Origin of the sequence: Taibaiella sp. KBW10, assembly GCF_003852495.1 — a bacterium.
Classification (GTDB): domain Bacteria; phylum Bacteroidota; class Bacteroidia; order Chitinophagales; family Chitinophagaceae; genus Edaphocola.
In genome coordinates this window covers 620,409-635,286 of record NZ_QAJI01000005.1, presented here as the reverse complement: position 1 = coordinate 635,286, position 14,878 = coordinate 620,409, and the positions used below count along the sequence as shown (strand labels likewise).

General features: G+C 40.9%; 14 protein-coding genes. 11 read left to right on the top strand and 3 right to left on the bottom strand.

Translation table 11 applies throughout. The features are described from left to right. Nucleotides 1-59: 59 nt before the first annotated feature. Nucleotides 60-1,565: an Ig-like domain-containing protein gene (locus DBR32_RS13200; RefSeq protein WP_124636805.1), complete on the bottom strand. Its 1,506-nt coding sequence runs from the start codon at nt 1,563-1,565 to the stop codon at nt 60-62. 124 nt (nt 1,566-1,689) lie between these two features. Here DBR32_RS13200 and DBR32_RS13195 point away from each other — a divergent pair, with 124 nt between their 5' ends. From DBR32_RS13195 to DBR32_RS13175, 5 genes are all read left to right on the top strand, one after another. After that, on the top strand, nt 1,690-2,976 hold the full coding sequence (locus tag DBR32_RS13195) for an O-antigen ligase family protein (RefSeq protein ID WP_124636804.1): 1,287 nt from the start codon (nt 1,690-1,692) through the stop codon (nt 2,974-2,976). 57 nt (nt 2,977-3,033) lie between these two features. Continuing rightward, nucleotides 3,034-4,035, top strand: a complete 1,002-nt coding sequence (gene trpS, locus DBR32_RS13190; RefSeq protein WP_124636803.1) for a tryptophan--tRNA ligase — start codon at nt 3,034-3,036, stop codon at nt 4,033-4,035. Between the two features lie 22 nt (nt 4,036-4,057). Next, nucleotides 4,058-4,684 carry a deoxynucleoside kinase gene (locus DBR32_RS13185; RefSeq protein WP_124636802.1) on the top strand — a complete coding sequence of 209 codons (627 nt, stop codon included), beginning with the start codon at nt 4,058-4,060 and terminating at the stop codon, nt 4,682-4,684. 90 nt (nt 4,685-4,774) lie between these two features. After that, entirely contained in the window at nt 4,775-5,686 is a 912-nt protein-coding gene (locus DBR32_RS13180) for a tetratricopeptide repeat protein (RefSeq protein WP_124636801.1), read from the top strand. Nucleotides 5,687-6,200: 514 nt separating this feature from the next. Beyond that, nucleotides 6,201-7,757 carry an Rne/Rng family ribonuclease gene (locus DBR32_RS13175; protein ID WP_124636800.1) on the top strand — a complete coding sequence of 519 codons (1,557 nt, stop codon included), beginning with the start codon at nt 6,201-6,203 and terminating at the stop codon, nt 7,755-7,757. Between the two features lie 71 nt (nt 7,758-7,828). Here DBR32_RS13175 and DBR32_RS13170 read toward each other — a convergent pair whose 3' ends face one another. Both DBR32_RS13170 and DBR32_RS13165 read right to left on the bottom strand, forming a co-directional pair. Continuing rightward, complete coding sequence (locus DBR32_RS13170) at nt 7,829-8,638, bottom strand: OmpA family protein (RefSeq protein ID WP_124636799.1); 810 nt, start codon at nt 8,636-8,638, stop codon at nt 7,829-7,831. Nucleotides 8,639-8,658: 20 nt separating this feature from the next. Next, entirely contained in the window at nt 8,659-9,621 is a 963-nt protein-coding gene (locus tag DBR32_RS13165) for a polyprenyl synthetase family protein (protein ID WP_124636798.1), read from the bottom strand. Between the two features lie 282 nt (nt 9,622-9,903). On the opposite strand from DBR32_RS13165, the gene DBR32_RS15805 reads away from it, so the two are divergent. The 6 genes from DBR32_RS15805 (at nt 9,904) to DBR32_RS13135 (ending at nt 14,867) form a co-directional block, all read left to right on the top strand. Further along, a complete protein-coding gene (locus tag DBR32_RS15805; RefSeq protein ID WP_124636797.1) occupies nt 9,904-11,601 on the top strand; it encodes an OmpA family protein in 1,698 nt (565 codons plus the stop codon). A 101-nt stretch (nt 11,602-11,702) separates the two neighbouring features. After that, on the top strand, nt 11,703-12,461 hold the full coding sequence (gene rsmA / locus DBR32_RS13155; protein WP_124636796.1) for a 16S rRNA (adenine(1518)-N(6)/adenine(1519)-N(6))-dimethyltransferase RsmA: 759 nt from the start codon (nt 11,703-11,705) through the stop codon (nt 12,459-12,461). Then, nucleotides 12,458-13,399, top strand: a complete 942-nt coding sequence (locus DBR32_RS13150; RefSeq protein WP_124636795.1) for an NAD(P)-dependent oxidoreductase — start codon at nt 12,458-12,460, stop codon at nt 13,397-13,399. Before rsmA ends, DBR32_RS13150 begins: the two co-directional genes overlap by 4 nt. Before the next feature lie 113 nt (nt 13,400-13,512). Then, nucleotides 13,513-13,986 carry a transcription elongation factor GreA gene (gene greA, locus DBR32_RS13145; RefSeq protein WP_124636794.1) on the top strand — a complete coding sequence of 158 codons (474 nt, stop codon included), beginning with the start codon at nt 13,513-13,515 and terminating at the stop codon, nt 13,984-13,986. 1 nt (nt 13,987) lies between these two features. Continuing rightward, on the top strand, nt 13,988-14,470 hold the full coding sequence (locus DBR32_RS13140; protein ID WP_124636793.1) for a hypothetical protein: 483 nt from the start codon (nt 13,988-13,990) through the stop codon (nt 14,468-14,470). A gap of 7 nt (nt 14,471-14,477) precedes the next feature. Continuing rightward, a complete protein-coding gene (locus DBR32_RS13135; protein WP_124636792.1) occupies nt 14,478-14,867 on the top strand; it encodes an HIT family protein in 390 nt (129 codons plus the stop codon). The last annotated feature ends 11 nt before the right edge of the window (nt 14,868-14,878 follow it).

The window sequence follows — 14,878 nt, the reverse complement described above, 5'->3', positions numbered from 1 at the left end:
TAAGCTTCAATAGAAAAACGGAATGTGCGCGCACATTCCGTTTTTCTATTGAAGCAATTTTAATGTCTTGCCGGTATTGCCCCCGGGCGGTTCCGGTCAGGAGCAAAAGCATCAGGTTCGTATTTGAAATCAATATCATTTTCCCAGCCGGGCTTAAGGATGACCTCTATATGATGTGGAAATATGGCTTCGGGTTGTAATTGTGTAAACACATTTCCGGCATCCCATTTCCCGTTTTTATTTTGGTCTTCAATGATCTTTAGCGTGTAGCTTCCCGGTTCTAACAGAGAAAGGCTTACAATACTATCCGTAACCGGCTTCAGATAGATAGAATCCTGTTCTTTATAGATGCTAAGGATATACTTATCCGACAAATATGCTGCGGGAATATGAATATTCATTTGGGCATAATCTTCTTTACGTTTTGTCTTAAAACTGACTTTAGCGGGCGGTAGTTCCTTACCGGCGGTATCTACAGCCCACCCCTTGATCAATCTTAAGGTATAAACCGTTTCGGGCTGCCATGAGTTATGTACTTTAATAGAAGTACTATCCGTACTTAAGGTACGCCTGGCCTCCGTCTCGATACCCCCTGTATTCAAATAACTTAAATAAATCTTTGCCGAATCAATCTTTGCGACCGGCGCATTCAACAAAATATTCAAAGGCTTGTTTAATGCAAAAGTCTCCTTATCGAGATTAGAAGAATCGGCCTGTACCATATATTTTACGGCATTCTTGTCTGTCGATATCACTTTACCAATATACTTATTTACCGGCTTGGGTATTGTATCCGGCAATTTTGGTATGATACGCTCCTGCTGAAACATTTTTAAAGTAATAAGCGAAGAATCGGCAGCTGCCTTGGGTTGAACCGCAGCCTTCCAGAATCCTATTTTTTCATTTTCGACGCCATACATTTTATTATTATCGGCATCTGCAATAGCATAGATTTTAAATGAAGTGGCCGGGAGTCCTCCAAATTTAAATTTTCCCGCACCATCAGTCCTGGTTACATACATGGGCTTTTTGGTCAGCAACATAGAATCTTTAAAGGGTTCGGCATACAGCACCACAATTACACCCGTATCCGGCTTTCCCGAAACAACGTCCAGCACATTTCCCTGCAACTGCAACGAATCAAAATAACTACCGGTACTAAAAGTATATTTAAAGTTCCCATAGGGCGTTCGCTCTCTGTTATCCGTAATGGCATTGCCTAAAGAAATACGATAGGTTGTATTCGGTTTTAAGAGGCTATCAACAATTTTAATCTCAACACGTTTCCCGTTCGCTACTACGGTTGGTGGAATGTCCAATTGCGGAGACAGATCCAAATTTTTCTGCAAGTCGTTTATCTCAACAAATTTATTGAAGTGTAAAACAATCTTTTTTACCTTTTGATTGGTGACGGAGTCTAGAGGAGTCATCGAAAGCAACTTCGGAGGTGTTGTGTCCGGCGCTCCTCCCGAGGGAGGTACGATATTGGCACAAGAGGCAGCCCCCAATAGAAACAGGCCAAGCAACAGCGCCGCAAAAAGATTATGATGAGAATATCGGCTCAAGTAAATTATATTTAGGTTTTCAAAAGTACATGTATTCTATTGCTTAGAAAAATATAGCCGTTTTTTGTTTTATTACATTAATAATGGAATTTTGCGGCCAAACACTTACCCTAAACATACCGGAATGACAGACAAGCGCCCCATCGCCTTAAAAAAAGACTACAGCCAGCTTCAAAACTGGACCGCCGTACTTGCCTGCCTCATGATGATAGCCGGTATGCTGCATGCCAGAGCACTGGTGAGTATAGGGGTCATTCTATTATTCATTAATGCCTGTTTGCCGGGTTCCTTCAACATCCATTGGCAGCTGCTGAAGAAAAGCCGGTTCGCACAACTGGCCATATTGTTTTTTGCCAGCTATCTGATCTCTGGACTGTGGAGTACAGACACTGCCGCATGGGGACAAAAGGTGGTCATCAAGCTGCCGTTCCTCCTTTTACCCTTTGGATTTCTGAGCCTGCCCACAGAAAAGATAAAATATCTACGGATCGTCATCTATGGCATTTCGGCTATTTTAATGTTCAATGTCTTTCAAAGTTTAAGCGTATTTTTTCAGAATTCCGACTATTATATCCAGTCGTATGGGGCTTCTAAACTAATTCCGACCTCTATTTACAATGATTACATCCGCTTTAGCCTGACCTTGGTCTTAACCATCCTGCTGAATTTATATTTATTGATCGAGAAATGGACTCAGTTGAAATCATGGGATAAAGTATTAATCGGTATCATTATCCTTGTACTGACGGCCTTCAATCATTTACTGGCTACGAAGACCGGGCTGCTGAGCTTTTATATGATGATCGCGATTATCGGTTTTGGAAAGTTGTTTAAAAAGAAGAAAATATTTGCCTTGCTTTTTGTCCTCCTTCTACCCTTACTGGCTTTTATCGCTTATCTTAAAGTACCCACCATAAGGGCAAAAGTAGATTATGTACAAAAAGAAATTGCCTTAGCGAATACGCCCAATGCACAGTTGGATTACAACTACAGCGATCAGGGGCGCATCATTTCGTATCAGCTTGCCTTAAATATCATTAAAGCCAAGCCGATCTTTGGTGTGGGGGTAGGCGATGTGACCGAGGAAATGAAAAAAGAATACGAAGCTCATTACCCCGCGATTCCCGAAGCCAATCGCCTGATCCCACACAATCAGTTATTATATGTTTTGGTGGCCTTGGGTAGTGTGTTGAGCCTCATCTTTATCCTGATGATATCGGCTCCTTTATGCAGCAAGGGTCCACAGGCCATATACCCCATAGCCGTAGCGGCGGTCCTTATTTTTGCCCTGATGGTGGAACCGATGCTGGAAGTACAGTTTGGTGTGCTGGTCTATCTGTTCTTCACTTTATTTGTCTGGCGATTGCGCCTGGACAAGACAACAATAATTACGACACAAGCTTTATCCTAAAATTTTATCCTCACAAATACCTCCGGGTATTTTTCAAATAATGTAAATTGCATTGTTATGCAGAAAGATATCGTAGTCAGTGGCATCAGATCCACTGGATTTTTACACTTAGGCAATTATTTTGGTGCCATTCATAATTATATAAAAATGCAGAATGATTATAACTGTTACTTCTTTGTAGCAGATTATCATTCCTTAACCACCCATCCCGATCCTAAAGACCTGAAACAAAATGTATTTCGGGTAGCAGCTGAAAATATTGCCAGCGGCCTTGATCCCGAAAAGGTGTCTTTATACGCTCAATCAGATGTGCCCGAGATCACGGAATTATACCTGATGATGAATATGCTTGCTTATAAAGGCGAGCTGGAAAAAGTACCCACTTTTAAAGACAAGGTAAGACTCAATCCGGATAATGTAAATGCCGGATTACTGACTTACCCGGTATTGATGGCTTCAGACATTTTGATACACCGTGCGGTAAAAGTGCCTGTAGGAAAGGATCAGGAGCAACACCTGGAGATGGCCCGCAACTTTGCAAACCGGTTTAACCAAAGATATAATGTGGATCTGTTTCCGGAACCACATGTGTACCGTTTTGATGAAAGTACGGTAAAGATCATGAGCCTTGACGGTAATGGCAAGATGAGCAAGAGTGAAAACCAAAATGCGACCATTTACCTGAGTGATGATGATGAAACGATCAGAAAAAAAATAATGAAGGCAAAAACTGACAGCGGCCCAAGCGAGCCGAACAGCGAAATGCCCGAATATATTAAGAACCTTTTTGACCTTATGAACCTGGTATCCCCAACCGATACAAGTGCGCTTTTCCGCGAGCAATTTAACGGTTGCAGCATCCGTTATGGTGATTTCAAAAAGCAACTGGCAGAGGATATGGTACAGTTTGTAAGCCCGATCAGGACACAGGCAGCCGAGTTACAAAAAGATGAAGAGCGCCTTAGGAAGATCTTGAAGCAAGGAGCCGAAAAAGCAAGGGAAAGTGCGGCGAAAACTTTATCGGAAGCCAGAAAAGCCATCGGCATCAACTATTATTAATCATTATTCTCAAACACCAGTAGTGACTAAATTAAAGCATATTGCGATAGCCGGTAATATAGGCGCGGGCAAAACGACCCTCACCAATCTTCTGGCGAAACATTATAAGTGGGTGCCCCAATTTGAATCGGTAGAGAATAATCCTTACCTGAGCGATTTCTACAATGATATGCACCGATGGTCTTTTAACCTGCAAATTTATTTTCTCAATAGCCGTCTCAAGCAGCTCCTGGAGATACAGCAGAGCGAAGCCACCGTGATTCAGGACAGAACGATATATGAAGATGCTCATATTTTCGCGCCCAACTTGCATGAAATGGGCTTAATGTCTTCCCGCGATTTTGAGAACTACGCTCATTTTTTCAAGACCATTAAGAGTATGGTAAAACCTCCGGACCTGATGATCTATCTTAAGGCCTCCATACCTACGCTGGTAGATCAGATACAGAAGCGGGGAAGGGATTATGAGGACAATATCCGGCTGGATTACTTAAAAAGGCTCAATGAGCATTATAATCATTGGGTCAATAATTATAAGGACGGAAAGCTTTTGGTGATTGATATTGACAATTGTAATTATGCAGAAAACACAGACGATTTTGCGGCGGTCATCAGTAAGATCGATGCTGAAATCAACGGACTTTTTTAAAACAAACTGGGAATAAGGTCCTGCATTTTTGTCCTTGTTTTAACTTATGGCAAGACTAAGTTTTCTTATTTTTGCACAAATTTTCATACTTTGAACAGTAAGCAACTCATCGCTATAGGTGTTAGCATCGTAGCAGTTATCGGAATATACTTTGGCACGACCAATGCTAAGCCCCGCGCGCAGGCCGCAGCTGCAGAACATAGTCATGATGATGGCCATGACCACAGTAAGGATGCCGCCACAGGTCCCATGATGGGCGCAGGTGCTCCCGGAGCGATGGCAAAACCGGCCAATTTTGACTCTTTACTGGCCGATGCAAAGAAAAAACTCTTATCGCCGCAGTCTGCTGCAGAGATTAATCAGCTGGAAACCGAGGCAATTACAAGTACCGATCCGAAGGCAAAATTTACTGCTAATGAAGCCCTGGGCAAGCGTTGGCAGAAAATGAACCAACTCGGAATTGCGGCTCATTACTTCGCCGAAGCGGGTAATTTGGAAAATTCAGAAAAAATACTGAACTTTGCCGCCCATTTGTTTCAGGAAGCACTATCTGAAGAGAAAAACGCAGCAGTGAGACAATGGCTGGCCGATGGCCAGATCGCTTCTTTGAATAAGGCAATTAGCATTAATCCTAAAAATGACACTGCACAAATCGATGTTGCTATTGCAATGATTGACAAAGGCGATGTGATGAACGGGGTATTCAAACTCAGAGATTTTGCAACACAACATCCGCAAAATATCAGGGCACAGGTAACCTTAGGGAAAATGGCCGTTCAATCCAATCAAATGGATAAAGCGATAGAACGTGGGGAGATGGTATTGAAATTGGATAAAAACAATATTGAAGCCCGCCTGTTTATGGGAGAAGCCTATAAGGAATTGGGGAAAGCAGACAAAGCAATTGAATTGTTTACGGAAGCCAAGGCTATTATGAAGAACCCAGCTTTTACGAAAGATGTTGATGCTTACATCGCAACTTTCAAAAAGCAAGAACCTTAAAATTTTTGTAGGGCGGTGCTCTGAAAATATATATAGTAATCAATTTTTTAACTTAATTAAATCAATTAATTATGCCTTGTGGTAAGAAAAGAAAACGTCATAAAATTGCAACACACAAACGCAAGAAACGTTTAAGAAAAAACCGTCATAAAAGCAAAAAGAAATAAGTAGGACTTTTCCCTTATTTTAAAATATTTGATGCAGATACTTGTATACTTTTTGCGAGTATCTGTATTCTTATTTTGTGTCGTATCCTGTAATCTGTTATGGAATTAGATAAGCTTGCCCAGAATTTTTGCGTGCATAGCACAACAATCATGTGGGTTCGCCTATTCAAATAACTGATCTTGCAGTCAAATTAATTTAAAATTGCTTTTTTGATGCTGCTACCGGTTCAACATTTCTTTTAGCTCTTTTTTGCTAAAAACCTTTTGAAGCATTTACACACAGCGTCAAAAAATGCCGAAACCCAGTTGGTGCAAACGCCTGGGGTTCGATGTAAAAGATATTTCTCATGAATAAAGAAATGATAATCGATGCATCGGATAACGGAGTAGCAATAGCGTTATTAGAAGATAAAAAACTTGTAGAGTTACATTACGAGCAAAGCAATACTGCTTTTGCTGTAGGTGATTTATATCTTGGCAAAGTCAAAAAGCTTATGCCAGGCCTTAATGCCGCATTTGTAGATGTTGGCTACGAGAAGGACGCATTCCTCCATTATACCGATTTGAGCCCATATGTGCGCTCACTGATAAAATTTACCCAAGCTGCACGATTCGATACGAATCCTAACGGTTTTGATTTCGGAAATTTCAAAAATGAAGATGAAATTCTGAAAACGGGAAAGATTACTGAAATCTTTAATCCGAAACCGGAAATCCTGGTGCAGATTCTTAAAGAACCTATTTCTTCTAAAGGGCCACGCCTGAGTTGTGAATTATCGCTTCCCGGCCGTTTTGTGGTCTTGACTCCCTTCAACAACTTTGTTTCTATTTCCAGGAAGATCCATTCTGCAGAAGAGCGTAAACGCCTTCAGAAAATTGTAGAAAGTATTAAACCTAAAAATTTTGGGGTTATCGTACGTACGGCTGCCGAAGGAAAGAATACAGCGGAACTGCATGCAGATCTGTCTGAATTGGCAACTACCTGGCAGAACATCCAAACAAACCTGAAAGGTGCCGTACCCACGCAACGGATCTTGAGTGAAAAAGCCAAAACGACTTCTATCTTAAGAGACCTGCTGAACGACAGCTTTTCAAAAGTAGTGATTAACGATAAGGGCATCCTTAGTGAAACAAAGGATTACATTGCCCGCATCGCCCCGGAGAAAGAAGAGATCATCCAGTTTTACAATCAGGAGCAACCTATATTTGATTCTTTTGGGATCACAAGACAGGTAAAAGCTTCTTTTGGCAAAACGGTAAACCTTCACAGCGGCGCCTACCTGATCATAGAGCATACGGAAGCCATGCATGTGATCGACGTGAACAGCGGAACAAGGGCTGCTGATAGTAACCAGGAAGAGAGTGCCTTAAAAACGAATCTTGAAGCTGCTGAAGAGATTGCCCGGCAATTGCGCCTCAGGGATCTTGGCGGAATCATTATTGTAGATTTTATTGACCTGAAACTTCCGGATAACCGTAAGACGCTTTATGATGCTATGGCCAAATTTATGACGCAGGACAGGGCCCGGAATACGGTATTACCGATTTCGAAGTTCGGACTGATGCAACTGACCCGTCAGCGTTTACGCCCGGAGATTAATATTACCACTACAGAAGTATGCCCTACCTGTAAAGGTTCCGGCAAAATAGAACCCTCTATTCTAATTACCGATGAGGTGTCTAAAGATCTTCAATACCTGATTAATCAAGGACATAAACACCTTGCCTTAATGTGTCATCCGATGCTGCAATCTTATATTAAGTTTGGTGGTTTCTGGAAATCATTACAATGGAAATGGTATAAGAAACATAAAATCTGGTTGAAATTGAAACCGAATAATGACTTCCCGATTACCCAATATAAATTTATAGATACACACACAGATGATTTTATAAAATTATAAACGGTTATCGATCATACGATATAACTAAAAAGGTGTTNNAACACCTTTTTAGTTATATCGTTTTGTTATGGTTATTGACTCTCAATTAAATTGAGTAGTTCATCCAATTTAGGTTCCAGGATAATTTCCGTTCTTCTATTTTGGGCTCTGCCCTCCGGGTTACCATTAGCCGCAACCGGAAAAAACTGGCTTCTCCCGCTGGCGATAATGCGTGTAGGATCAACAGCATAATCTTTGATCAGTATCCGAACGATGGAAGTGGCACGCGCCACACTCAATGCCCAGTTGTCTTCAAATTTTAATCTGATCGGAATAGAATCGGTATGGCCTTCCACACCTATGTTAATTTCAGGATTGGCATTGAGCACCTCTGCCAGTTTTGACAAGGCCGTTTTACCCTCTGCATTAACTACTGCGCTACCGGAAGGAAACAATAAGCTTTCCTGCAAGCTTACATATACCTTTCCATTTTTCTGTGATACAGTAAGCTGATTGGCACTAAATCCTTTCAGGGCTTCTGCCATTTTATTTTTTAAGGCATCGGTCTTTGTCTTTTGCCGGTCAATCAGTTCCTGAAGTGTACGCAGCTTTTCTTGCTGTGAGGTGATCTCTGCTTGTTTAGAGGCCAATTCAGACTGTTTAGCATTGATCGTAGATTCTTTGTCCTGTATTTCCTGTGCGGCGCTGTTATTGGCCGATTCCATTAATTGAAGGCGGTCTCTCAGGTTGTCGATATTACTGTTCAACTCCCGGTTTTGACTTCTCAACGAAGCAATACTAGCATTAGCCGCTTTGTATTTTTTGCTGGAGACACAGCTTTCATTTCCTAAAACCGTTCCCAGGGCTAAGGCACAAAATAATATGTATGTACTGTTTTTCATAAAAAACTAATTAAGGTTACTTAATATTTTCGGCTGGTTACATAAGCGACCAGATCTTCCATAGCAGCTCTCGCCTCGGAAGCCGGAAAAGTATGTAAAATATCAATCGCTTCCTGTTGGTACGCTTCCATTTTTAATCTGGCATAGTCGATGCCTCCGTTCTTGTTCACCAGATCGATGACTTCTGCTACTTTATCTTTTTGTGTATTTTGATTCTTAACAATATAGATGATCTTCCTACGAGTCGCTTCGTCTACATGTTGGAGTGTATAGATCAGCGGCAAAGTCATTTTCTTTTCTTTAATATCGATTCCGGTCGGCTTACCGATATTATCATGCCCGTAGTCAAACAAGTCATCTTTAATCTGAAAGCTGATACCCAACTTTTCTCCAAAAAGCCTCATTCTATCGGCCTCTTCCATATTTTCATTAACCGACCAGGCACCGGCGCTACAGGCCGCAGCCAGCAGAGAGGCCGTCTTACTTCTGATAATTTCAAAATAAACTTCTTCTTTTATATCGAGCTTACGTGTCTTCTCAATCTGCAACAATTCCCCTTCGCTCATCTCCTTTACGGCAGTAGAAACAATTTTCAAAATAGTAAAGTCCTGATGTTCAACAGATAGTAGCAAACCTTTCGATAAAAGGTAGTCGCCAACCAATACCGCCACTTTATTTTTCCATATTGCATTAATAGAAAAAAAGCCACGTCTCATATTGGCTTCATCGACAACATCGTCATGCACTAATGTAGCGGTATGTAATAATTCGATGAGTGAAGCAGCCCTAAACGTACGTTCTTGTGTATCGCCCACAATTTTAGCCGCTAGAAAGACAAACATCGGGCGCATCTGTTTTCCCTTTCTTTTAATAATGAAATTCATGATCCGGTCTAAAAGTCCATTTCCACTTTTTACATTAGCAGAAAACCTGTCTTCAAAAATCCTCAGTTCCTCTTCTATTACTTTTTTGGCTAGCTTCATTTATAATTTAATATCAACAGTTAAGTAAACGTACCGCTAAAATAGTTATATTTTAAGAAACGAATACATATATATTTTTACGTATTTTACAGGCCTGCACTACAAAGTATGCTAATCCCTTAGCGGCTGATAACCTTTAGCAAACGAGATGTTATCAAATTGAAAAAATCGACAAATATGGGATAAAATGTACTATTTATTTTTTTTTTCTCGAAATAGACTATACCTTTGCCCCAATACTATAGAAATAAAACTAAAAACGTTTAATAAACAAATCTCGTTATGGTAAACAAAAAGTACATCTTGTTAGCAGGTTTGTGTTCAGCAATGGCCTTACAACCAGCCTTTGCTCAAGAAACACAACAATCATCTACATCATGGGGCGGTAGGGATATGACCTACCGTGGTCAGGTATATGATGTTTTAGACACTGCATATGTTCCAAAAAGTAGAATGGAGCAACAACGCCAATACCTGAATTATCAGTATGGCTTCCCTGCAAAACCACGTAATATGTGGGAAGTTGGTGTAAGCGCTGGTTTTCAAAACTTATTTTCTGATGTAACGGACAAAATGCCTTGGGGCGCTTCTACTCCGTTCAACGCAATCGGTTTCGGAGCTTCTATCCGTAAAGCATTCGGATACACGTTCTCTGGTCGTTTACAATACAACTTCCAAAACGCACAAGGTATCGATTACCGTAGCCGTGACGGTGTTCAAGCTGGTCCAGCATGGAACGCTTACAATGGTGCAGGTGAGTTAGTGTATAACAACTACAAATACCGTGGCCATGAATTAACATTACAATTGGTTGCAAATACCAACAACATCCGTTTCCACAAAGCTAAGAATGCATTCAGCTTCTATGGTTTCGTAGGTGCTGGTGCCTTATTGTGGAACACACAAGTTGGTACAATGCAAGCGAACAACACTAAGTTCAACTTTAATAGCTGGGCTGTTGATGCAGACGGTTTAACTAAAGATGCACAAAAAGATTACAAAAAAGCACTTAAAGATGCCGTTTATGTTGACTACAACCGTAGCAACTTAACAAACAAAGGTGTTGCTAAATTAGACATTGGTGACAAAACTTGGGGTCTGGTTCCTGCTTTAGTAGGTGGTGCTGGTATCCAATTCAAATTAGGAGAGCGCGTATCTTTACAATTTGAAGATAAAATTACCTGGACTGGTCTTGATCATCTAGATGCAACTGAAAGCGCTGTAATGACTAACAATGATAAAGATATCATTAACTATGCTTCTGTTGGTTTAGGTTTTAACTTAGGTAACAAGAAAAGAAACGTTCAACCATTATGGTGGGTTAACCCAATGGATCATATCTACAACGAAATCGCAGCGCCACGTCACATGATGTTACCTGATCCGGTTTTGGCTGATGATGATAAAGACGGTGTTGCTAATCAATTCGATAAATGTCCTGATACTCAAGCTGGTGTTAAAGTTGACGCTACTGGTTGTCCTTTAGATACAGATGGTGACGGTGTTCCTGACTATTTAGATAAAGAATTAATTACACCTACTTACTGTCAACCAGTTGATGCTGACGGTGTTGGTAAATGCCCTTGTCCTGATGGATGTGGTGGTGATAAAGTAGCTGCTTGTGGTAACATTGGTGCCGGTGCAATCAGCTTCACTAACAACTCTGCTCGTTTAGCGCCTGCTGCTCAAAGCCAATTGGCTAACTTAGCAGCTCAAATGAACGCTAATCCAGGATGTAAAGTAGTGGTTATGGGTAACGCAGGTTCTTCTAAAGTACAACAACAACGTGCTTGGGATCGCGTGAACAACGTAATCGAATACATGACTGAAACTCAAAGCATCAGCCGCGATCGTTTCATCTTCCAATACTCTGGTGCAACTGGAGATGTGAATTCTGTAATGTATCGTTCTGCTAATGAAGGTGAAGAAGGTCCTTCTTCTGTAGCTCCTCCACACCCTCACTTAGGAAATACTAAATAATCTTTAGGTTTAACGACTTAAACGATCATAAAAAGAAAGCCTGCGAGATTAATCTCGCAGGCTTTCTTTTTATGCTTACTTTTGTACCCTAATTTCAAGATATGTATATTTTAAAGAAGAGTTTAGGACAACATTTTTTACATGATGAAAATATGTGTAAAAAGATAGTGGATCAGATAACGATAGCAGCACAACTCAATTTGGTGGAGGTCGGCCCGGGCGGCGGTGCCCTGTCTAAATATTTACTGGAGATTAAAGACATTAACTATAAAGCAATCGAAATAGATGATGATAAGGTACAGTACCTGAACAACACCTATCCGGCTATTAAAGACAAGCTGATTCATGTAGACTTCCTAAAAGCGCCGGTACCCTTCGAAGATCGTTTTGCCCTTATTGGCAATTTCCCTTATAATATCTCTACCCAAATCCTGTTTAAGGTATTAGAATGGCAGACCCAAGTAACGGAGGTCGTCGGCATGTTTCAGAAAGAAGTGGCACAAAGGGTAGTCGCGCCTTCCGGAAAAAAGGACTATGGTATCTTAAGTGTATTAATACAAGCCTATTTCACGGCAGAATATCTTTTTGATGTGCATGAAAACTGCTTCACGCCGCCACCGAAAGTAAAATCCGGCGTGATCCGTTTACGGAATGCCAACAATCCATATGCAATTGATAGTTTTCCTAAGTTTCTGAGTTTGGTCAAAACAGCTTTTGGCCAAAGACGAAAAACCCTGAGAAATGCGTTAAGACCTTTAATAGCTCCGGAACAATTGGGGGACGAGATCTTTAATAAAAGAGCAGAACAATTGTCTGTGGCAGATTTTGTCACTCTATACAACACCTATTTCAAAAAATGAGTAAACCACAAGTATTAGTCATTACCCCTATTCACCCGGTGCTTACTGCATTTCTGACCGGGAAGGGATTTGAACTCATTGAAGATCATACCATTGACTATCATAGTATACAAGCGCATATTGGAAGCTACACGGGCATTATTACCTCTACCAAAATAAAATTTGACCGGGCTTTACTGGACAAAGCAGCACAGTTGCGCTGGATTGCCCGAATGGGCAGTGGTATGGAGCACATCGACGTGCCCTATGCGCAGCAAAAACAGATCCAATGCATCAGTAGCCCTGAAGGTAATGCTAATGCAGTCGCAGAACAGGCATTGGGTATGTACCTGGCCTTACAACATCGTATTGTAAAGTCGCATCAGGAATTACAAAAGGATATATGGCTTCGGGAAGAGAACAGAGGCTATGAAATAGAAGGCACTACCGCAGGCATTATTGGCCTGGGTAATAATGGCTATCGTTTTGCACAAAAACTAAGCGCCCTGGGTGTTTCTGTTCTGGCTTATGATATTGCGCCAAAAGCCTATCCGGAAGATCCGGCGATTAAAATAACAGACAGCCTGGACGCAATATATGCTCAGGCAACGATGATTAGCTTTCACGTCCCCTATAACCAAACCACACATCATTATTTTAATGATGCCTTTTACGATAGGATGCAACAGCCCTTCACCCTGCTAAATCTATCCAGAGGTGAGGTCGCTTGTCAAGATACGGTATACAAAGGCTTGACAGAAGGCAAAATAATAGCGGCGGCACTAGATGTTTGGGAGAAAGAACCCACGCCTAAAATGGCACAAACAATGTACACGCAGGCTAAGCTTTTACTGAGTATGCCTAACTTTATCGGTACGGCTCATATCGGTGGTTACACGTATGACGCGATCTATAAAATGAGCACTACTTTAAGGGAAAAATTAGGATTTATAATTTGAAAAATTAAATAAAAAGGCATATCTTCGCTTTAACTAATGCACGCAATGTATCTCCGTCAAAACGAATACATTGTGTGTTTTATTTTTATGTAATAACCTAAAAATTGATTATTATGTCAGTGGTAAACTATGTAACGAAAGAAAGCTTGGAGCAGATGAGAGGAGAACTTACAGAATTAAAAACTGCAGGTAGATCGGAGATCGCTCAAGCCATTTCTGAAGCACGCGAAAAAGGCGATTTAAAAGAAAATGCAGAGTATGACGCGGCCAAAGAGGCTCAAGGCCTCCATGAGGCCAAAATTGCCAAATTAGAAACCATTCTGGCCAATACCAGGGTAATTGACACTAAAGATCTGGATCTGAGTAAAGTATCTGTATTGAGTAAGGTAATGATTACCAATATGAAGACCAAAAAGAAGGTAGAATACCATCTGGTTTCCGAGAAAGAAGCAGACTTGAAATTGGGAAAAATATCGGTAACCTCTCCTATCGGGAAAGGATTACTGGGAAAAGCAATTGGAGAAATAGCAGAAATTCAAGTACCTGCAGGCACTCTTAAATTCAGAATCGAAGAAATCAGCATTTAAGATGTACTCCAGTAGCTATATATATCAAAACGACCTCTCTGGCTTTGCATGGCTAGGCATTATTGCAGTACTGGGTGTTTATGTACTCATCAGGGTCCTGTATATCATGACGTTGGCTAACACCCTAAAGGCTATTAGTCCGGAGAACCGGGCAATGCCGGTAGGTAATGTATGGCTACTCCTGATTCCGTTGTTTAACATAGTATGGTCTTTTATTGTAGTGAATAAACTGTCACAATCGATCCTACAGGAAACAAAAGTGAGGGAATTCGCTTTACGGGATGCCAATCCTGCAAATGGTGTTGGCATTGCAATGAGTACTTTATCCTGCATTACGTTTATCCCGATATTGGGCTCGCTGGCCGGTTTAGCGGCATTTATCTGCTGGATCATATACTGGACCCAGATCAGCAGCTATAAAAAAGCAATTATTGCTGCTCCGCTAAAATATAAAGAGAACGACAGCCTCATTTTTAATTATTAATTAAGCTATGTCTATATTCACCAAGATTATCGCAGGAGAAATACCTTCTTATAAAATCGCGGAAGATGATACATTTTATGCCTTCCTGGATATATTTCCCTTAAAAGAAGGGCATGTCCTGGTAGTGCCTAAAAAAGAAACGGATAAAATATGGGATGTAACGGATGATATTTTATCTAAATGGCTCACCTTTGCCAAACCTATTGCTTGGGCGATTGAACAGGCTTTTCCCTGCAACCGTTGCGGCATGAGCGTTATCGGCATTGAAGTACCACATGCACACATGCACCTGTTACCTATTAATAATGCAGACGACATCAACTTTACGAATGAGAAAATGAAGTTGAGCGCTGAAGCTTTAGCGGAAATTCAACAAAAAATAATCGCACATTTATAGTAATATAAAGA